Consider the following 19,356-nt stretch of genomic DNA (forward strand, 5'->3'; position numbering starts at 1 on the left):
CCCCAGGAGAACTCATGCCCTTCGATCCCAAGGCACCGGCCACCGGCCCCATGCCCGTCTACCAGGAGCGGGGGGACCAGGGGTACAAGAAGTCCCTGGGCAACTTCCAGATCCAGATGATCGGCATCGGCGGCGCCATCGGCGTGGGCCTCTTCCTGGGCATCGGCGGGCGTCTCGCCGCGGCCGGTCCCGCCCTGATCGTGTCCTACCTGGTGGTCTCCACCGTGGTGTACCTGCTCATGCGCGCCCTCGGGGAGCTCGTGATCCACCGGCCCACCACTGGCGCGTGGGTGTCCTACGCACGCGAGTTCGTGGGGGACCGGTTCGCGTTCATGACCGGGTGGATCTACGTGGCGCTCTCCGCCGTGGCCGGCGTGGGCGAGATCGCCGCGCTCGCCGTGTACGTGCAGTTCTGGTGGCCCGAGATCCCGGGGTGGATCCCCTCGCTCGTGGCCGCCATGGTGATCGTGGGCTGCAACCTGCTGAGCGTGAAGCTCTACGGCTTCATCGAGACGTGGGCCGCTGCCGTCAAGGTGCTCGCCATCCTGCTGTTCCTGGCCGCGGGTGTCGTCCTGGTGGTCGCCGGGGACATCTTCCACGCCCCCACGGCCGCCTCCGTGAGCAACCTGTGGAACCAGGGCTTCGCACCCCAGGGCGTGCTGGTGCTCGTGGTCGTGATGACAGGCGTGGTGTTCTCCTTCTCCGCCATCGAGATCGTGGGCGTCTCCGCGGGTGAGGCCAAGGACCCGGAGAAGTCCATGCCCAAGGCCATCAACTCCGTGGTGCTGCGCATCGCCATCTTCTACATCGGCTCCATCCTGGTGCTGTCCATGCTGCTGCCCACGGACCAGTACTCCGGGGAGCAGTCCCCGTTCGTGACCGCCCTGTCCTCCCTGAACATCCCGGCGCTCGCGGGCATCATGAACTTCGTGGTGCTCACCGCGGCGGTATCCGGCGTGAACGCCACCCTGTACGCGTGCGTGCGCCTGCTGCGGAACCTGGCCGCCCACGGCCAGGCCCCCGAGGTGATGTCCAAGGTCTCGGACCGCGGTGTGCCCTCCGGCGCGCTGGTCTGCATCTTCGGCTTCGACCTGCTGGGCATCGTGCTGATCTACGCCCTGGGGGCGTCCGACGCGTTCGAGGTGGTGCTCAGCGCCTGCTCGGTGTTCGTGCTCTTCGGGTGGATCTCGATCTTCGTGTCCCACCTGGGCTACCGCCGCCAGGTCTCCCGCGGGCTCCTCCCGGGCGTGCACTTCAAGATGCCCGGTGCGCCCGTGACCAACTGGGTGTGCCTGGTGTTCCTCACGGCGCTGACCCTCTACATCATGTTCGACTTCTCCAACCCGCACTGGTACTACAGCCTGCTGGCCGGCGTGCTGATCCTCGTGGCCACCAACATCGGCTACGAGGTCTCCAGGCGGCACGTGGCGAAGAACGGCCTGCCCGAGCTCACGACCTCCGGCGAGGAGGACCAGGCGGCGGAGACCCCGCAGACCGGGGCGCGCTGAGCGGCGTCGTCCACGGGTGCTCGGGCACGCGGCGCCCCGGCGGCGGCGCCACGCCACGCTCCGGCACGGTCCCCGGAGGTGGCCGCTGCCACTAAGGTGGACCACCGAACGAATCCGTGCGAGCGATGATGGAGAACGCCGTGGACACCGTGAACAACCTGCCGTCCGCCACCGTGGACGAGATCCCCGAGGGCGCTCCCGTGCTGGACGTGCGCGAGCAGGACGAGTGGGACGCCGGGCACATCGAGGGCGCCCAGCACCTGCCGCTGTCGCAGCTGGAGGCGCGCTCCGAGGAGGTCCCGCTGGACCAGGACGTGTACGTGATCTGCCGCTCCGGCGGCCGCTCCCTGCGCGCCACCGCGTACCTCGCGCAGTACGGCTACGACCCCGTGAACGTGCTGGGCGGCATGGGCGCGTGGGCGGACGCCGGCAAGCCCATCGTCTCCGAGACGGGCGAGGCGGCGCGCGTCCTGTGAACGCCGCTGTCTCAGGCGTGGCCCCGGGTCCTGCGGATACCGGGGCACGCCCCCGGCCGGGCCCCGGTCAGGGGCCGGGGGGGCCCTACACGGCGGGGGGCCCGCTGCGGGGGCCGGGGGGCGCGGGGCCCACGCCCCCGTCGGTACGCCTTTCTGGGACCGGAGGGCACATTCACGGAGGCTGCCCTGCTGCGGGTCACGGGGGCCGACGCCGCCGTGCGCACCCCCATGGGCTCGGTGCCCGCCGCTCTGGCCGCCGTCCGTGAGGACCGCGCGGACGCCGCCGTGGTGCCCATCGAGAACTCGGTGGAGGGCGGGGTGACCGCCACCCTGGACGATGTCTCCTTCGGTGCCGAGCTGCGGATCCTGCGCGAGATCGTGGTGCCCATCCGCTTCCTGCTCGTGGCCCCGGAGGGCACCGGTCTGGCGGACGTGCGCACGGTGTCCACCCACACGGTCGCGTGGGCGCAGATCCGCCGCTGGACCGAGGAGAACCTCCCCGGCGTGGGATACGTCCCCGCACCCTCCACGGCGGCGGCCGCGGTGGCCATGCTCGACGGCGCCGGGGGAGTGAGCACCGCGGGCCTCGGCTACGACGCCGCCGTGTGCTCCCCCGCGGTGGCCGAGCAGCACCCGGAGCTGCACGTGCTGGCGGACGACATCGGGGACAACAGGCAGGCCGTCACGCGCTTCGTGCTCGTGGCCCGCCCCGAGGCCCCCACACCCGCGCGCACCGGAGCGGACAAGACCTCGCTCGTGGTCCCCCTGTGGGAGGACCGCCCCGGTGCGCTGCTGGACATCCTGGAGCAGTTCGCCACCCGGGGGGTCAACCTCACCCGGATCGAGTCCCGCCCCACCAAGACCCACCTGGGCCACTACTTCTTCTCCGTGGACATCGACGGGCACATCCAGGACGACCGTGTGGCAGACGCCCTCATGGGCGTGCGCCGGATCTGTCCCCGCACCCGGTTCCTCGGCTCATACCCCCGCGCGGACGAGCGCGTGGTACCCGTGGCGTCGCAGCACAGCGACGCCGCGTTCATCCAGGCCCGTTCGTGGGTCGACAACCTGAAAGGACAGTGACGTCCATGGAGATCGAGGGCTGGAGCCAGACGCTCACAGCGGGCCCCCTGCTGCTCATCGCAGCGGCGGCCATTGCGGTGCTGCTGGTGCTCATCATCAAACTGCGGGTCCACGCGTTCCTGGCCCTGATCATCATCTCGGCCCTCACAGCCTTCGCCACGGGCATCCCCACCGACCAGGTGGTGCCCGTGATGCTCGACGGGTTCGGGAAGACCCTGGCCAGCGTGGCCCTGCTCGTGGGCCTCGGCGCCATGCTCGGGCGGCTGCTCGAAACCTCCGGCGGCGCGCAGGTGCTCGCGGACCGGCTGATCCGCGCGTTCGGGGAGAAGCGGGCGCCCCTGGCGCTCGGCGTGGCCTCGCTGCTGTTCGGCTTCCCCATCTTCTTCGACGCCGGCCTGGTGGTCATGCTGCCCGTGGTCTTCTCGGTCGCACGCCGGCTCGGCGGCAGCGTGCTCACGTACGCCCTGCCGGCCGTGGGCGCCTTCTCCGTGATGCACGTGTTCCTCCCGCCCCACCCGGGACCGGTCACCGCCGCCACGTTCTTCGAGGCGAACGTGGGCTACATCATCCTGGTGGGCCTGATCTGCGCGATCCCCGCGTGGTACGTCTCCTCCTACCTGTTCGGCAAGATCGCCGGGCGCCGCATCAACCTCCCCGTGCCCAGCATCCTGGGCCGCGCGGAGGACGTCTCCAACCCGCCGAAGGTGGGCACCGTGGTGGCCATGCTGCTGCTGCCCATGGTGCTGATCTTCCTCAACACCGGCCTGGGCACCCTCGCCAAGTCCGGCGCGGTCTCCGAGGACACCGCGTCCCAAACCTGGTACCAGCTGCTGCGGGCACTCGGTGAGACCCCGATCGCGCTGACGGTCACCCTGGTCATCGCGGCCCTCACCATCGGCCGCGCGCGCGGTCTGAGCGGCAGCGCCATCGAGAAGACCTTCGAGTCCGCCCTCGGCCCCGTGTGCTCGGTCATCCTGATCACCGGTGCCGGTGGCATGTTCGGCGGGGTGCTGCGCACCTCGGGGATCGGCGACGCCCTGGAGAACGTGCTCTCGGACCTGGGGATCCCCGTGATCCTCGCGGGCTTCCTGATCGCCGCCGTGATGCGCGTGGCCCAGGGCTCCGCCACCGTGGCCCTGACCACCGCAGCCGGTCTCGTGGCCCCGGCCGTGCTGGCCGGGAACTACAACGCGGTGCAGCTCGCCGCGATGGTCGTGGCCGTGGCCGCGGGCTCCGTGGTGCTCTCCCACGTGAACGACTCCGGGTTCTGGCTCGTGGGCCGCTTCCTGGACATGGACGTGCGCACCACGTTCAAGACCTGGACCGTGCTGGAGACCATCATCGGCGTGGTGGGCTTCGCGCTCGCCGCCGTCATCTTCGGGCTCGCCGGCGCGTTCTGAGCCACCCGGCTCCCCGACCGGGGGCGCACACCGAACGGCCCGGGTCCCCTGCGCGGGGACCCGGGCCGTTCGCGGTGCGCGGGGCGTGTCAGTCGGCCTGGGAGGGCGGCACCCGCACCTTGAGCGAACGGTGGTCCACGGTGGACTCGAACGCGCTGATGCTGCCCAGCGGGTCCCCGTCCACCTCGCACTCGATGGGCTCGTGGAACTCCACCCGCACGGTCTTGCCGCTGTAGTAGTCGATCACGGGCAGCTCGTGGCGGTGGCGGAAGACGACCTTGCCCACCATCCCGAGCCAGCCCACCACGGAACGCGGCGTCATGACCACGAGGTCCAGGAAGCCGTCGTCCAGCCGGGCCTTGGGGACCAGGACCACGCCGGCGGTGAGCTCACCGCAGTTGCAGACCATCACGGAGCGCACCTGCCGGGCGGTCCAGGGCCCGCCGTCCACGCTGAACCGGGCCCAGCGCGGGCCGTTGAACAGGTGCCGCAGCCCGGCCTCGCCGTACGCGACCCAGCCCACCAGGTCCTTGAGGTCGTCCCGGGTGTCCGCCATGATCTGGGCGTCGAAGCCGGCCCCGCCCATCACGAGGAACCGGTGGTCCTCGGTGCGCCCGTCCGCGGTCTCCAGGTGCATGGCAATGGTGTCGATGGCCTTCTCGGAGCCGAACAGGGCCACGTCCGCCGAGTGGTGCGGATCCGCGAGGTCCGCCTCCAGGTTCCGGGCCAGCAGGTTGCCCGTCCCCAGGGGCACGAGGCCCAGGGGGATGTCCGTTCCGGCCAGGGACTCGCCCACGGCGCGGATGGTGCCGTCCCCACCGGCGGCGAGCACCACGTCCACCCCCATCTCCACAGCCCTGCGGGCCATCGAGAAGCCGGGGTCGTCCGCGGCCGTCTCGAGGATCACGGGGTCGGCCCACCCGGCCTTGCGGCACGCGATGATCACGGCGTCCTGGGCCACGTGCGCGAGCGCCTTGGTGGGATTGACGACGACGGCCACTCGCTGGGGCGTCCATGTGTTGTCACGCACGGGGTCCCTTTCCTGGATCGGTTGAAGGGCGGCTGGAGAGGTCCTCCAGTCTACGGGCGCGGGCTGGGCGCCCCGCGCGGGGGCGCTGCATCGCGCCGCCGGGCATCCGTTGGCTACCCTGGAGGCGTGATCGACATCAACGAGCTGCGCGCCGACCCTGACACCTACCGTGCCTCCCAGGCCGCCCGCGGGGCGGATGCGACCCTCGTGGACGCCATCCTCGAGGCGGACGCTGGCAGGCGCGAGGCGATCACCGAGTTCGAGTCTCTGCGCGCCCAGCAGAACGCGTTCGGCAAGAAGGTTGCCAAGGCCACGGGCGAGGAGAAGCAGCAGCTGCTCGCGCAGGTCAAGCAGCTGGCCGCGGACGTCAAGGCCGCCCAGGCGGCCGCGGACGCCGCGCAGGCCGCCCAGCAGGAGCTCGTGGCGCAGTTCCCCAACCTCATCGTCCCGGGCATCCCGTCCGGCGGCGAGGACGACTTCGTGCAGCTGCGCACCGAGGGCACGCCCCGGGACTTCGCCGCCGAGGGCTTCGAGCCGCGCGACCACCTGGCGCTCGGCGAGCTGCTGGACGGCATCGACATGGAGCGCGGCGCCAAGGTCTCCGGCTCCCGGTTCTACTTCCTCAAGCGGGACGTGGCCCGTCTGGAGACCGCGCTGCTGATGGCCGCGCAGGACCTCGCCCTGGACAACGGCTTCATCCCCATGACCACGCCCAACCTGGTGCGCCCGGCCATCATGAACGGCACGGGCTTCGACGTGGAGCACGACGACGAGATCTACCGCGTGGGCAAGGACGACCTCTACCTCGTGGGTACCTCCGAGGTGGCCCTGGCCGGCTACCACGCGGACGAGATCCTGGACCTCTCCGAGGGCCCGCTGCGCTACGCCGGGTGGTCCTCCTGCTACCGCCGCGAGGCCGGTTCCGCGGGGAAGGACACCCGCGGGATCATCCGTGTCCACCAGTTCAACAAGCTCGAGATGTTCGTCTACTGCCACCCCGAGGACGCCGCCGCCGAGCACGAGCGGCTGCTTGCGTGGGAAGAGCAGATGCTGCGGGCGTGCGGGCTGGCCTACCGGGTGATCGACACCGCCGCCGGGGATCTGGGCACCTCCGCGGCCCGCAAGTTCGACTGCGAGGCGTGGATCCCCACCCAGGGCAGGTACCGCGAGCTGACCTCCACCTCCAACTGCACCACCTACCAGGCCCGCCGCCTCAACATCCGCGAGCGGCTGCCGGAGACCACGGACGCGAACGGCAAGGTCAAGAAGGGCGGCACGCGCGCCGTGGCCACCCTCAACGGCACCCTGGCGACCACCCGCTGGCTCGTGGCCCTGCTCGAGACCCACCAGCAGGCCGACGGCTCCGTGGCCGTGCCCGAGGTCCTGCGCCCCTACATGCGCGGCCAGGAGGTCCTGCGCCCGGTCGCCTGACGGGACCGGAGAGCCCGACGACGCCGCCCGCCCGCCGTGCCCGCGCACGGTGCGCGGGCGGCGTCGTCCGCTGCCTCGCGGACGGGGTTCACCGGCGGTCCATCCGGGGGCCCACCGCCGGTCATGACCGCGTGCTCGTGTGGCACCATGACTCCCATGACTGACTCCCGCGCCGGCACCGACGACCGGCAGACCGACGACCGAAACTCTGACGGCCCCCACACCGTGGACCGGGACCGCGCCGCCACCGAGCGGGCGCAGAATGCCGCGGCCGCCATGGCGCACGTGAAACTCCAGACACCGCGCGGCAGCTCGTGGACCGTGGAACCCGGGGTCTCCTACCTCGTGGCGCTGGACGTGGACGGCACGCTCGTGGACCACGACGGCCGGATGTCCCGGGCCGTGAAGGACACCCTGCGCGCCGTGGTGGCGGCCGGGCACCACGTGGTCATCTCCACGGGCCGGTCCATGGGCGCCACGCTGCCCGTGATCCGGCAGGCGCACGTCGACTCCGGCTTCGCGGTGTGCTCCAACGGCGGCGTGACCCTGCGCCTGGACCCCGAGCTGCCCGAGCACTACGAGGTCACGGACCGTGTGAGCTTCGACCCTGCCCACGCGCTGCGGGCGCTGGCGAGCGGGCTGCCCACCGCCAAGTTCGCGCTGGAGGGCGCGGACGGCCGCTTCTACTCCACCGAGCGCTTCCAGGACGCGTCCTTCGGCATCGAGGCGGTGGGCGTGGACCTCCACGAGCTCGCTGAGATCCCCGCCGTGCGGCTGGTGGTCTACAGCGCCACGGACGCTCCCGGCGACTTCGCGGACGCCATCGAGCGGGCCGGGCTGCACGGTGTGGCCTACTCCGTGGGCTGGTCCTCGTGGCTGGACGTGGCCGCGAACGGCGTCTCCAAGGCCAGCGCCCTGGAGCAGATCCGCCGGCACCTGGACGTGGACCCGGCGCACACCATCGCCATGGGGGACGGGCGCAACGACGTCGAGATGCTGCAGTGGGCCGCCCGCGGGGTGGCCATGGGCCAGGCCCCGGACGAGGTCGCCGGCGTCGCGGACGAGGTCACCACCAGCGTGTACGACGACGGAGCCGCGGCCGTCCTGCGCACCCTGCTCTGAGGACAGGGTGGGGCCCGGCGAGGTCGAGCGGGCCACGGCCCGTGACATCGCATCGAACTGCGATACTGGGACCGTGTTCGTCCTGACCCTGACCCAGCGCGTGGCGGATGCCGCCCGCCCGGACCCTGCCGTGGACCGCGAGGTGTGCCGGCAGCTGAGCGGGCTCCCCGCGCGGGCGCCGTTCCAGCCCACGGGCCCGGGGCTGGTGCGCGGTCTCACCCAGCACGCGGACGCCGCCGTGGACGCCACCATGATCGCGCTGCGGGAGAACCGCTATGCCGTGGGCATCGGCGTGGGGGACGTCTTCCTCACCCGGGTGGACCAGGAGGACGGCCGCGTGGCGGTCACGGCGGAGGGCCCCGGCATGGCCTTCGGGCACCACGCCGCCCAGCACGTCCGCCGTACGGACCGGGTCTCGGTGCGAGTGAGTGCCGCGGACCCGGTGGCCGCGGAGCAGGCGGAGGCGGTGCTCACGCTCGTGGGCCAGGTGGTGGCCGAGCGCAGCGAGGCGGAGTGGCGCGTGGTGGACCTCATGGTCCCCGGCGCCCGGGGTCAGCAGAGGACCGTGGCGCAGCAGCTCGGGATCACGCCCCAGGCCGTCTCCAAGGCCGTGGTGCGCTCGCTGTGGAACGAGGAGTGGCGGGCCCGGCCGGCGGCCGCCACCCTGCTGCGGCTGTGCGAGTCGGCGGAGTCCTTCCAGGGTTGAGCAGCGGGGTGCCCACCGGTGTCACCACCACGTGTCCACCGGGAACCCCGCTGCCGTGAGGTCTGCCTCCAGCAGCGGAAGGCACTCGGCGGGCAGGCGGAGGGAACCGGGGACGTCCCGGGCGTCGAAGTAGCCCGTGAGCCATGTGAAGGCCGGGTGCTCGGCGGAGAGCGCCTCGCACCGCTGCGTGATCTGCGGGATGTCCTCCTCGGTGGCCAAGATCCAGAAGGACTCCAGGTCCGTGAGCTGGAACAGCCCCACCCCGTGGTGCTGAGGTGTCTCCCCGCTCGGATGGGGGTCTTTGTTCGGCATGGGCACGCCGTTTGGCGCAGGCTCCCCGCCCGGTCCGGGTGCCGCGCTCGGGGAGGCGGTCCCGGCGGCGTCGTCCCAGCCCCGGGTCGGGCTGCGCACCCAGCCGCCCGACGCCGCCGGGCCCAGCGCGGGGGCGAGCGGATCGAGTTCCCAGCGCGGGGCGCCGACGAGCCAGTCCGGCGACCGCGGGGGGAACAGCGGCTCCTGACCGGGATCCGGCCAGCGGTCCTGCCAGGTGGCCCAGCTGCCGGCGTGCACGCGGTCCCAGAACCGCTCCGCGCCGAGTTCCACGGACACCTGCGACACGGTGCTGCGCTGCCGGGACCACACCGTGGGCCGTTCGTGGTCGTGGGGGTCAGGGGACTCCGCCGTGAAGGGCCGGTCCGTGATGTCCGGGTGCGCGGAGGGCTCCCGCGCGGGCAGCACGCCCACCGCGGAGAGCAGCACCTGCACGCGCTCCATGAGCGGCGCTGGACCCAGGACCTGGGTGGAGTCCGTGCCGTGGAGCACGTAGACGCGCTCGGCCCCGTGGGGCTGGGGATCGAACACCGTGCTCACCTCCGGGAGGATCGGGACCGGGCGGGATGGGACCGGGTGGATCGGAACTGGTCCCATCCCACCACCGCGCGCCGACACGCATAAGCCCCGCCACGCGACGGGGTCCCCGCCGCCGGGTCGTGCCTCGGCTGCGGGGACCCCGTGGTGGAACGGGTGCGGGACTCAGTCGTCCTGCTCGGCCTCCGCGGCGGAGTCGTACTGGGACTGCTCGAAGCGCTGCTGCGCCTCGACGATGAGACGCTCGGCGGTCTCCTTGCCCTCCCAGCCCTCGCCCTTGACCCACTTGTTGGGCTCCAGGTCCTTGTAGCGCTCGAAGAAGTGCTGGATCTCCTTCTGCAGGAACTCGTTGACGTCCTCCAGGCCCTGGATGTGGTCGTAGCGCTTGTCCGTGGACACGCACAGCACCTTGGCGTCCCCGCCGGCCTCGTCGGTCATGTTGAACACGGCGATGGGTCGGGCCTCCACGATCACGCCGGGCATGATGTCCACGTCCAGGATCAGCAGGGCGTCCAGGGGGTCGCCGTCCTCACCCAGGGTGTCCTCGAAGTAGCCGTAGTGGGTGGGGTACTGCATGGAGGTGAAGAGCACGCGGTCCAGGCGGATGCGGCCGGTCTCGTGGTCGATCTCGTACTTGACGCGAGAGCCGCGGGGGATCTCGATGGTGACGTCCAGCTCCATGGTGAAACTCCTTGGGTCGGGTGATGTGCTGCGGGTGTCTCGTCCACCCGGCACCGTGCACACGCTTCCGCGCGCACGGTCGGATGCACTCACGATAGCGGCCGTGGCCGCCGCGCACCGCACCCGGGGGAGTGGGGAGTGCTCCGTGGCGTGCCTCCGGGGTTCGTTCGCCCGCCCCGCGCTCGTCCGGCGCACGGGGGTGGCGCGCTGTCCCACCGGGCGCGTCCGCCCCGTGGTCCGCGCGGCGGGAGGGGTGGCGCGTTGTGCGTGTCGGACGGGTTCAGGAGGATGGGGCCATGGTGCAGACCCCGTCCTCCCCTCGGCGCCGCACGGCGTGGGCCGTGGTGTGCGCGCTGCTGCTCGCGGCGCTCTGCACGGCCACGGTCCTGGTGGTCCCCGCTGCGGTGGCGGAGATCCGGCCTGCACTGGTGGACCGGGTGCGTCCGGAGGGCACCGTCTCCTCGCCCACCGCCTCCTCGTCCCCGGGTCCCGTGTCCACGGACGGTGTGCGCGAGGCCCTGATCTCCGGGCTCGACGGCGCCCCGGGCACCGCCGCGGCGGCGGTCACTGAGCTCGGGGAGGACACCGTCCTGGCCGGGGACTCCCAGACCCGCGCCATGGTTCCGGCCTCGAACCAGAAGCTGCTGACCGCCCTGAGCCTCGCCGAGCACGTGGGTCCGTACGAGCGCCTCGCCACCACGGTGGTCGCCGGGGAGGACCCCCGTGAGCTGACCCTGGTGGCCGGAGGGGACAGTCTCCTGGCTCCCGGGGCAGGGGACCCCGGTGCCGTGGACGGCCGCGCTGGGCTGGGCACCCTCGCGCAGCGCACCGCCCGGGCCCTGCGGGAGCGCTCGCAGGAGGCGGCGTCGGGTCCGGTCACCGTGGCCGTGGACACGAGCCTGTTCACCGGTCCGGACCGCAACCCGGCGTGGCAGGAGGAGGACCTCGCGAGCGGGGAGATCACCCGGGTCTCGCCCATCGCCCTGTACTCCCACCGCGTGCCCACCGCGGACGGCGGCGACCCCGGGGACCACGGGGACAGGCCGGACGACCCCTCGGCGGCCGCGGCGGAGGCGTTCGTGCAGCGGCTGCAGGAGGAGCTGGGGGGCGCGCAGGTCACGCTCCGGGCGGCCGCACCCGCCCCCCAGGGTGCCGCCGAGCTGGCGCGGGTGGAGTCCGCCCCCGTGCACGAGCAGGCGGCCTACATGCTGGCGCACTCGGACAATTCCCTCGCCGAGACCCTGGCGCGGGTCGCGGCGGTGCGCTCGGGCCGGGAGGGCGGCGTGGCCGGCGTGCGGGACCTGCTGCCCACCACGCTGCGAGATCACGGGGTGGACGTCACCGGGCTGGAGGTGCTGGACGCGAGCGGGATGGCCCCCGGCAACCGCGTCACCCCCGTCACGCTCGCCCAGACGGTGAGCGAACTGGTCACCGAACCGCGCTTCGGACCCTACGGCCAGGGCCTGCCCGTGGCGGGAGGGGCGGGCACCCTGGCCACCCGCTTCGACGACCCCGCCGAGGCTCCGGCCCGGGGGGTCAGCCGCGCCAAGACGGGAACGCTGCTGGACGTCGTCGCCCTGTCCGGGTACGCGCAGCGCGAGGACGGCCGCGTGCTGGCGTACTCCCTGGTGCTCAACGGAGTCAGTGGCCGCACGGACCAGGCCAGGGACCGGGCGGACCGCACCGTGGCCGCGCTCGCCCGCTCCGCGTGAGTGCGTGCCCGCCGGGTCCGGGAAGTTGCCGGTCGCCGCGCCCGCACCGGTCGGGGTCGTGTGGTTGAGTGAGCGCATGAGCACAGAACCGACCCGCCGTTCGCCCGTGGACTGGGGAACCGCCGCGCAGATCGCCGCCAAGGTCACACCTCCGGGGCCCACACCGGCGCCCCGTGAGATGTCCCGGGCCGTGGAGTCGCTGCGCTACTTCGCCCACGAGTCCGTTCACCACGTCCACGCCATCACGCGCCTGGACGCCGCCGAGAACCTGCGGGACTCCACCGTTCTGGTGGTGGACCGCGCGGGGTGGTCCAAGGCGAACACCCAGACGTTCTCCGTGCTGATGCAGCCCGTCTTCGACCGTCTCCGCGCGAAGGACCCCGCCAAGTTCGACGCCGCCCTGCGCGGTGTGGGAGCCACGGCCGCCGCCGCGGAGATGGGCGCCCTGGTGGGCTTCCTCTCCGCCAGGGTGCTGGGCCAGTACGACCCGTACGCGGGTCTGGTCTCGGAACAGGCCGCCCGCTTGCACCCCGGGGGCCGGCTCATGTTCGTGGCGCCCAACGTGCTGTGGACCGAGCGCGAGCTCAACGTGGCGCCCGAGGACTTCCGGCTGTGGGTGTGCCTGCACGAGCAGACGCACCGCGTGCAGTTCGCGGCGGCCCCCTGGCTGCGTGACCACATGCTGGGGCTGATCGCGCAGCTGAGCTCCCTGGACGCCACGGCGTGGCAGCGGATGCGGGCCGCGGGGGCCGCGCTGGTGGGGCGCTCCCAGGGTCCGCGTCCCGATGCCGGGCTGGGACCCGTGACCCACCTGCTCACGGACGCCGAACGGGAGAGCCTCTCGCGCATCACTGCTGTGATGTCCCTGCTGGAGGGCCACGCGAACGCCGTCATGGATGCTGTGGATGCGAGCATCGTGCCGTCCGTGAAGACCATCCGCCGCCGGTTCGACGCCCGCTCCTCCAACCACGGGGCCCTGGACCGCATGGTGCGTTCCCTCATGGGCATGGACGCGAAGATGCGCCAGTACAGCAACGGCCAGAGGTTCGTGGAGCACGTGGTGGAACGCGTGGGGATGGAGCGCTTCAACACCGTGTGGGAGTCCCCGCAGACACTGCCCACCGAGGCGGAGATCCACGATCCCCGGGCGTGGATGGAGCGGGTGCTCGGCTGAGGCGGGCCCCTGCCGGGCAGTCCACCGGATCCGTGTGTCAAGATGGCCCCCGTGAGCTCTGAAAACATCAATCAACAGATCCGGCTGTACGGTCAGCCGTTGTCAGAGCGTTTTGGCGCCGTGGTGGGGGCCTACGGCATTACGCAGCGCAGGCTGGCCCAAGTTCTGGGCCTGTCCGCGCCCATGCTCTCCCAACTCATCAGCGGCAGACGCATCAAGATCGGCAACCCGGCTGTGTATGAACGCCTGGTCATGCTCGAGGACAGCGCGGGAGCCTCGGACAGGGAAGCCGTGCTGACCCGGGTGGAGGCCTCGCAGCCGGTGCTGTCCACCTCCCAGATCCGCACCAGCATCAGCACCGAGACGGACGCGGTGACCGCCCTGGCCTCCGTGGTCCCGGTGGGCGAGCTGGAGCGCGCCCTGGTCATGCTGGGCAGCAGCACGCCCGTGCTGTCCAAGGTGCTGGCCATGGCCGAGGAGTCCGCCCAGCGGACCGCCGCCGCGCAGGGCTGAGTCCGTGCAGCGAGGTCGCAGTGGTCGGCTGAACCCAGTGGTGGCCCGGGCGCGGCGCGCGGTGGCGCGCTCGGTCGAGCCCCTGCTCGCCGGGGCGGGGGAGGAGGGCTCCGGTGCTGCACCCCTCATCCTGGTGGCGTGCAGCGGAGGCGCTGATTCCCTGGCGCTGGCCGCCGCCACCGCCCACCTGCAGCGGCGCGGGAAGGCTCGCGTGGGTGCGGTGGTGGTGGACCACCAGCTGCAGGAGGGCTCCGCCGAGGTGGCGGCCCGCACCGCCTGCCTCCTTCGGGACCTGGGCCTGGACCCCGTGGCCGTGGAGCGCGTGGACGTGCGCCGCGCGGGCACCGGCCCGGAGATGGCCGCCCGCCTCGCCCGCTACGAGGCGCTGCGCTCGGTGGCGCTGCGCACCGGTGCGGTGGCCGTGCTGCTGGGGCACACCCGCGACGACCAGTCGGAGACCGTGCTTCTGGGCCTCACCCGGGGTTCAGGCACGCGGTCCCTGTCCGGCATGCCAGGGCGGCTCGTGCGGGACGGCGTGCGCTACCTGCGCCCCCTGCTCAACGTCACCCGCGCGGAGACGGAGACCGTGTGCGCCGCGGAGGGCCTCGAGCCCTGGCACGACCCCACCAACGGGGACACCGCCCTCACCCGCTCCCGCATCCGCCACGAGGTGCTGCCGTACCTCGAGGCACAGCTGGGCCCGGGGGTGTGTCGGGCCCTCGCCCGCACCGCCTCGGTCCTCGGCGCGGACGCCGACTACCTGGACGAGCAGGCCGCGGCCGCCTACGACGCCGCCCTGGTCGCCCCGTCCGGGAGGGGCGCCGAGCCCCGGAGCGCGCGGGCGGCGTCGTCCTCCGTGGTGCTGGACGGGGCGGCCCTGCAGGAGACCCCCGCGGCGCTGCGGAGACGTGTGCTGGCGCGGGCATGTGTTGCGGCCGGGGGAGAGACTCCCACGTTCGAGCGGCTGGGGGCACTGGAGGACTTCGCCCTGGGACATGGCGCCGCGGGACCCGTGCAGATGGCGGGTAAGGTGACAGCGTGGCGCCACCGCGCGGACGCGGCTCACGCGCGGGGCCGCCTGGAGCTGCGGAGCGGGCGCGCACCGCAGGAGACGACCACCCAGAACAACCCCGGGAGTGCCCAGTGAAGGCCGAACACGTCGCAGACGACCTGAGCAGCATCCTGTTCACCAAGGAACAGATCGCCGAGAAGGTCCGCGAACTCGCCCAGCAGATCGACCGCGACTACCAGGGGCGGGACGTCCTGCTCGTGGGCGTGCTCAAGGGAGCCGTGATGGTCATGGCGGACCTGATGCGCCAGCTCGAGGGCCAGTACCCCATGGACTGGATGGCGGTCTCCTCCTACGGCTCCGGCACCAAGTCCTCCGGCGTGGTGCGAATCCTCAAGGACCTGGACACGGATCTGCACGGCAAGGACGTGCTGATCGTGGAGGACGTGATCGACTCCGGTCTCACGCTGTCCTGGCTGCGCACCAACCTGGAGTCCCGCGGGACGCGCTCCGTGGAGATCTGCACGCTGCTGCGCAAGCCGGACGCCATGAAGACCAGCATCGACGTGCGCTACGTGGGCTGGGACATCCCGAACGAGTTCGTGGTGGGCTACGGGCTGGACTTCGCGGAGCAGTACCGCAACCTGGAGTGCATCGCCACCCTCGCCCCGCACGTGTACGAGTGACCCCCGGGCGGTGCTCCCGCTCCCAGTGAACGCGGGGACGGCACGTGTACCGTGACGTTCTCGTGTGCGCTGAGAAAGAACGTGCGGCGCACCGGACGCCGAGGCGTCATTCGAAGCGATAGATTGTGCCATGCGCGCCACGGTCGTCGTGTCCGTCTCCCGGGTCACCGGGCTGCGGGCCCGCAGGGAGGCCGGCCAGCACGGTGCGTGTCACGTCCACGGGAGGATCAACGGCTTGGCCACGGCAAAAAAACCCACGAGTTTCTTCAAGGGACCAGTCTTCTGGATCCTCTTGGCCATTCTGGTCCTGGTGCCCGTGGGCGCGAGTCTCTTCTCGCCCTCCACGTCCCGTGTGGACACCAACGTGGGCCTGAACCTCCTCCACGACGACAAGGTCACGGAGGCCAAGATCTACGACGGTGAGCAGAAGGTGGAGCTCACCCTCAAGGACGACCTCCAGCAGGGGGACCAGAACCTTGGCAAGGACGTGGAGTTCTACTACGTGGAGCCGCGCGCCGAGGACGTGGTGCACGCCGTCAACGACGCCCACCTGCAGGGCTTCACCGACCAGCCGGTGGAGAACAACTGGTTCCTCTCCCTGGTCCGGTTCCTGCTGCCCTTCCTGATCATCATGGGGATCTTCTGGTTCCTGTTCTCCCGCATGCAGACCGGTGGGCAGGCCATGAAGTTCGGCCGGTCCAAGGCCAAGATGTTCAACAAGGAGAACTCCGAGGTCACTTTCGCGGACGTTGCCGGCGCGGACGAGGCCGTGCAGGAGCTCGACGAGATCAAGCAGTTCCTGGTGGAGCACGACCGCTTCACCGCCGTGGGCGCCAAGGTCCCCAAGGGTGTGCTGCTCTACGGCCCTCCCGGCACCGGCAAGACCCTGCTGGCCAAGGCCGTGGCCGGTGAGGCGGGCGTCCCGTTCTACTCGATCTCCGGCTCGGACTTCGTGGAGATGTTCGTGGGCGTGGGCGCCTCCCGCGTTCGGGACCTGTTCCAGCAGGCCAAGGAGAACGCCCCGGCCATCATCTTCGTGGACGAGATCGACGCCGTGGGCCGCCAGCGCGGCGCCGGCATGGGCGGCGGCAACGACGAGCGCGAGCAGACCCTGAACCAGCTGCTCGTGGAGATGGACGGCTTCGACGCGAACACCAACGTGATCCTGATCGCGGCCACGAACCGCCCGGACGTGCTGGACCCCGCGCTGCTGCGCCCGGGGCGCTTCGACCGGCAGATCGGCGTGGACGCCCCGGACATGAAGGGCCGCGAGCAGATCCTGCGCGTGCACGCCAAGAACAAGCCGCTCGCCCAGAACGTGGACCTCGCCTCGGTGGCCAAGCGCACCCCCGGCTTCACGGGTGCGGAGCTGGCCAACGTGATGAACGAGGCCGCCCTGCTGACCGCCCGTTCCCACGCGCAGCTGATCGACGACCGTGCCGTGGACGAGGCCATCGACCGTGTGATCGCGGGACCCCAGAAGCGTTCCCGCGTGATGAAGGAGCTCGAGCGCAAGGTCACGGCCTACCACGAGGGCGGGCACGCCCTGGTGGCCGCCGCCCTGCGCAACACGGACCCGGTCACCAAGATCACCATCCTGCCGCGCGGACGGGCCCTGGGCTACACCATGGTGATGCCCGTGGACGACAAGTACTCCACCACCCGCAACGAGCTGCTGGACCAGATGGCCTACGCCATGGGCGGGCGCGCCGCGGAGGAGATCGTCTTCCACGACCCCTCCACGGGTGCCTCCAACGACATCCAGAAGGCCACGGACACGGCCCGGAAGATGGTCACCCAGTACGGGATGAGCTCTCGGATCGGCTCCGTGAAGATCGGCGGGGACAACTCGGACCCGTTCGTGGGCCGCGAGATGGGCTCCGGCTCCAAGGAGTACTCGGACCACACCCTGGCGGTCGTGGACGACGAGGTGCGGGTGCTGCTGGAGCAGGCCCACGACGAGGCCCACAGGATCCTCCTGGAGAACCGGGACGTGCTGGACCGGCTGGCCCTGGAGCTGCTGGAGCGCGAGACCCTCAACGAGGCCCAGATCCGGGAGATCTTCCGGGACGTGCGCCAGCGCGACCTGCGTCCCGTGTGGCAGTCGGGCGAGGAGCGCGAGGTCTCGGACGTCCCCCCGGTGGTGACAGCGGCGGAGCGTGAGGAGGCGCGGCGGAAGAACCTGCAGGACCCGGAGAGCATGGCGCCCCAGGACCAGGCCGTGGCCGCGAAGCCCGAGCACCCGCTGGAGGTCCCCGAGCACCAGGACCCGCAGCCCGGTGGCGAGGACCAGACCGGCTCTGTCGGCGGGGACCCCGGTCAGGAACCGGGCGGTGTCCGGCGGGAGAACGACTGAATGACGCCGCCATCTCCTGACGAGCTGCCCGAGCCCGTCTCCGGTTCCTGGGCCGAGCACGCTGCGGACTCCGCCCTGGACCCGGCCATCGACCAGCCACGGATCGCGGCCGCCGTGCGGGAGATCCTGCTGGCGGTGGGGGAGGACCCGGACCGCAACGGGCTGCGGGACACCCCCGCCCGGGTGGCGCGCGCCTACGCAGAGGTCTTCGCGGGCCTGCACGAGGACCCCGCCGAGCTGCTCGCCACGTCCTTCGACATCGGCCACTCCGAGATGGTCCTGGTGCGGGACATCCCCTTCTACTCCACGTGCGAGCACCACCTGGTGCCTTTCCACGGGGTGGCCCACGTGGGCTACATTCCCGGCGCGGAGGGGAAGGTCACGGGCCTGTCCAAGCTCGCGCGGCTCGTGGACCTCTACGCCAAGCGCCCACAGGTCCAGGAGCGGCTCACCACGCAGGTGGTGGAGGCGCTCGAGGAGCACCTGCACCCGGCCGGGGCCATCGTGGTCGTGGAGTGCGAGCACCTGTGCATGTCCATGCGCGGGGTGCGCAAGCCCGGTGCCCGCACGGTCACCTCCGCGGTGCGCGGGCAGCTGCGCAATCCCGCCACCCGGGCGGAGGCCATGAACCTGATCGTCGCGGGGCACAGCCGATGACCGCCCCGCACCACGACGCCGCCCCGCCCTCCGGACCGCTCGCACCTTCGAGTGGGGAGCCGCTCGGGTGGGGCACCTTCGAGGCGCTGCCCACGGGGCGCACCCTGGTGATGGGGATCCTCAACGTGACCCCCGACTCCTTCAGCGACGGGGGCGCCCACGACACCGAGGACGCCGCGATCACCCACGGCCTGCGGCTGGCGGCGCAGGGAGCGGACCTCGTGGACGTGGGCGGGGAGTCCACCCGGCCGCACTCCCAGCGCGTGGCGCCGAGGGAGGAGCAGCGCCGGGTGCTGCCCGTGATCCGGGAGCTGACGCGCCGCGGCGTCGTGGTCAGCGTGGACACGCTCAACCCCGAGACCGCCGAGGCCGCGGTGGACGCCGGCGCGCAGATCGTGAACGACGTCTCCGGCACGAACGTGAGCCCGCGGATGGTCGAGCTCGTGGGCGCCACCGGCGTCCCGTACGTGCTCATGCACTCGCGCGGGACCCCGGAGACCATGACCACGCTCGCCCACTACCGGGACACCGTCGCGGACGTGCTGGGCGAGCTGCTGGGGGTCCGGGAGCGGCTGTACGCGGCCGGTGTGCGGCCCGAGCGGCTGATCCTGGACCCCGGACTGGGCTTCGCCAAGGCCGGGGGACAGGACTGGGAGCTGCTGCGGGCCCTGCCGCTGCTGCGGGAGCAGGGGAACAAGGTCCTGGTGGCCGCGTCCCGCAAGCGCTTCCTGGGATCGCTGCTGGCCCGTGGCGGGGAACCGCGTCCGGTCACGGAGCGGGACACCGCCACCGCCGCCGTCAGCGCGCTGTCCGCGTTCGGGGGAGCGTGGGCCGTGCGCGTGCACGACGTCCCCGCCACCGTGGACGCGGTCGCCACCGCCCACGCCTGGCTGGGCGTCCAACCGCCCCTGCTGCGCCCCCGCGACGACCACGAGGACTGAACCC

General features: G+C 71.9%; 18 protein-coding genes. 15 read left to right on the plus strand and 3 right to left on the minus strand.

The window, feature by feature from the left end; all coding sequences use genetic code 11:
* Positions 1 to 14 precede the first annotated feature (14 nt).
* The 4 genes from Q4A22_RS06595 (at position 15) to Q4A22_RS06610 (ending at position 4,467) form a co-directional block, all read left to right on the plus strand.
* Positions 15 to 1,508, plus strand: a complete 1,494-nt coding sequence (locus Q4A22_RS06595) for an amino acid permease (protein ID WP_303177943.1) — start codon at positions 15 to 17, stop codon at positions 1,506 to 1,508.
* A gap of 125 nt (positions 1,509 to 1,633) precedes the next feature.
* Complete coding sequence (locus tag Q4A22_RS06600; protein WP_303177944.1) at positions 1,634 to 1,984, plus strand: rhodanese-like domain-containing protein; 351 nt, start codon at positions 1,634 to 1,636, stop codon at positions 1,982 to 1,984.
* A 153-nt stretch (positions 1,985 to 2,137) separates the two neighbouring features.
* On the plus strand, positions 2,138 to 3,067 hold the full coding sequence (gene pheA / locus Q4A22_RS06605) for a prephenate dehydratase (protein ID WP_303178065.1): 930 nt from the start codon (positions 2,138 to 2,140) through the stop codon (positions 3,065 to 3,067).
* 5 nt (positions 3,068 to 3,072) lie between these two features.
* Complete coding sequence (locus Q4A22_RS06610) at positions 3,073 to 4,467, plus strand: GntP family permease (RefSeq protein WP_303177945.1); 1,395 nt, start codon at positions 3,073 to 3,075, stop codon at positions 4,465 to 4,467.
* 88 nt (positions 4,468 to 4,555) lie between these two features.
* Here Q4A22_RS06610 and Q4A22_RS06615 read toward each other — a convergent pair whose 3' ends face one another.
* A complete protein-coding gene (locus tag Q4A22_RS06615) occupies positions 4,556 to 5,497 on the minus strand; it encodes a diacylglycerol kinase family protein (RefSeq protein ID WP_303177946.1) in 942 nt (313 codons plus the stop codon).
* Positions 5,498 to 5,623: 126 nt separating this feature from the next.
* On the opposite strand from Q4A22_RS06615, the gene serS reads away from it, so the two are divergent.
* From serS to Q4A22_RS06630, 3 genes are all read left to right on the plus strand, one after another.
* A complete protein-coding gene (gene serS / locus Q4A22_RS06620) occupies positions 5,624 to 6,928 on the plus strand; it encodes a serine--tRNA ligase (RefSeq protein WP_303177947.1) in 1,305 nt (434 codons plus the stop codon).
* Positions 6,929 to 7,084: 156 nt separating this feature from the next.
* Positions 7,085 to 8,050, plus strand: a complete 966-nt coding sequence (locus Q4A22_RS06625) for an HAD family hydrolase (protein ID WP_303177948.1) — start codon at positions 7,085 to 7,087, stop codon at positions 8,048 to 8,050.
* A 73-nt stretch (positions 8,051 to 8,123) separates the two neighbouring features.
* Positions 8,124 to 8,756: a hypothetical protein gene (locus Q4A22_RS06630; RefSeq protein WP_303177949.1), complete on the plus strand. Its 633-nt coding sequence runs from the start codon at positions 8,124 to 8,126 to the stop codon at positions 8,754 to 8,756.
* 21 nt (positions 8,757 to 8,777) lie between these two features.
* On the opposite strand, the gene Q4A22_RS06635 is transcribed toward Q4A22_RS06630, so the two are convergent.
* Positions 8,778 to 9,626, minus strand: coding sequence for a hypothetical protein (locus Q4A22_RS06635; protein ID WP_303177950.1), 849 nt, complete (start codon positions 9,624 to 9,626; stop codon positions 8,778 to 8,780).
* A 162-nt stretch (positions 9,627 to 9,788) separates the two neighbouring features.
* A complete protein-coding gene (locus tag Q4A22_RS06640) occupies positions 9,789 to 10,304 on the minus strand; it encodes an inorganic diphosphatase (RefSeq protein WP_303177951.1) in 516 nt (171 codons plus the stop codon).
* A 296-nt stretch (positions 10,305 to 10,600) separates the two neighbouring features.
* Here Q4A22_RS06640 and dacB point away from each other — a divergent pair, with 296 nt between their 5' ends.
* From dacB to folP, 8 genes are all read left to right on the plus strand, one after another.
* Positions 10,601 to 12,016 carry a D-alanyl-D-alanine carboxypeptidase/D-alanyl-D-alanine-endopeptidase gene (gene dacB, locus Q4A22_RS06645; RefSeq protein ID WP_303177952.1) on the plus strand — a complete coding sequence of 472 codons (1,416 nt, stop codon included), beginning with the start codon at positions 10,601 to 10,603 and terminating at the stop codon, positions 12,014 to 12,016.
* 76 nt (positions 12,017 to 12,092) lie between these two features.
* Positions 12,093 to 13,190, plus strand: coding sequence for a zinc-dependent metalloprotease (locus tag Q4A22_RS06650; protein WP_303177953.1), 1,098 nt, complete (start codon positions 12,093 to 12,095; stop codon positions 13,188 to 13,190).
* A 42-nt stretch (positions 13,191 to 13,232) separates the two neighbouring features.
* Entirely contained in the window at positions 13,233 to 13,703 is a 471-nt protein-coding gene (locus tag Q4A22_RS06655; protein WP_303177955.1) for a DNA-binding protein, read from the plus strand.
* Between the two features lie 4 nt (positions 13,704 to 13,707).
* The gene (gene tilS, locus Q4A22_RS06660) at positions 13,708 to 14,850 is read left to right on the plus strand and encodes a tRNA lysidine(34) synthetase TilS (protein ID WP_303177957.1); all 1,143 of its coding nucleotides are present in this window, start codon (positions 13,708 to 13,710) and stop codon (positions 14,848 to 14,850) included.
* Complete coding sequence (gene hpt, locus Q4A22_RS06665) at positions 14,847 to 15,398, plus strand: hypoxanthine phosphoribosyltransferase (RefSeq protein ID WP_303177959.1); 552 nt, start codon at positions 14,847 to 14,849, stop codon at positions 15,396 to 15,398. The genes tilS and hpt overlap by 4 nt, the downstream gene beginning before the upstream one ends.
* Positions 15,399 to 15,633: 235 nt before the next feature.
* Positions 15,634 to 17,754 (plus strand): ATP-dependent zinc metalloprotease FtsH, encoded by a 2,121-nt coding sequence (gene ftsH / locus Q4A22_RS06670; RefSeq protein WP_303178067.1) that lies wholly within the window; start codon positions 15,634 to 15,636, stop codon positions 17,752 to 17,754.
* Entirely contained in the window at positions 17,755 to 18,411 is a 657-nt protein-coding gene (folE, locus tag Q4A22_RS06675; RefSeq protein ID WP_303177961.1) for a GTP cyclohydrolase I FolE, read from the plus strand.
* Positions 18,408 to 19,352 carry a dihydropteroate synthase gene (folP, locus tag Q4A22_RS06680; RefSeq protein ID WP_303177963.1) on the plus strand — a complete coding sequence of 315 codons (945 nt, stop codon included), beginning with the start codon at positions 18,408 to 18,410 and terminating at the stop codon, positions 19,350 to 19,352. The genes folE and folP overlap by 4 nt, the downstream gene beginning before the upstream one ends.
* Positions 19,353 to 19,356: the final 4 nt, after the last annotated feature.

The organism is Kocuria sp. (assembly GCF_030530945.1).
Classification (GTDB): Bacteria; Actinomycetota; Actinomycetes; order Actinomycetales; family Micrococcaceae; genus Kocuria.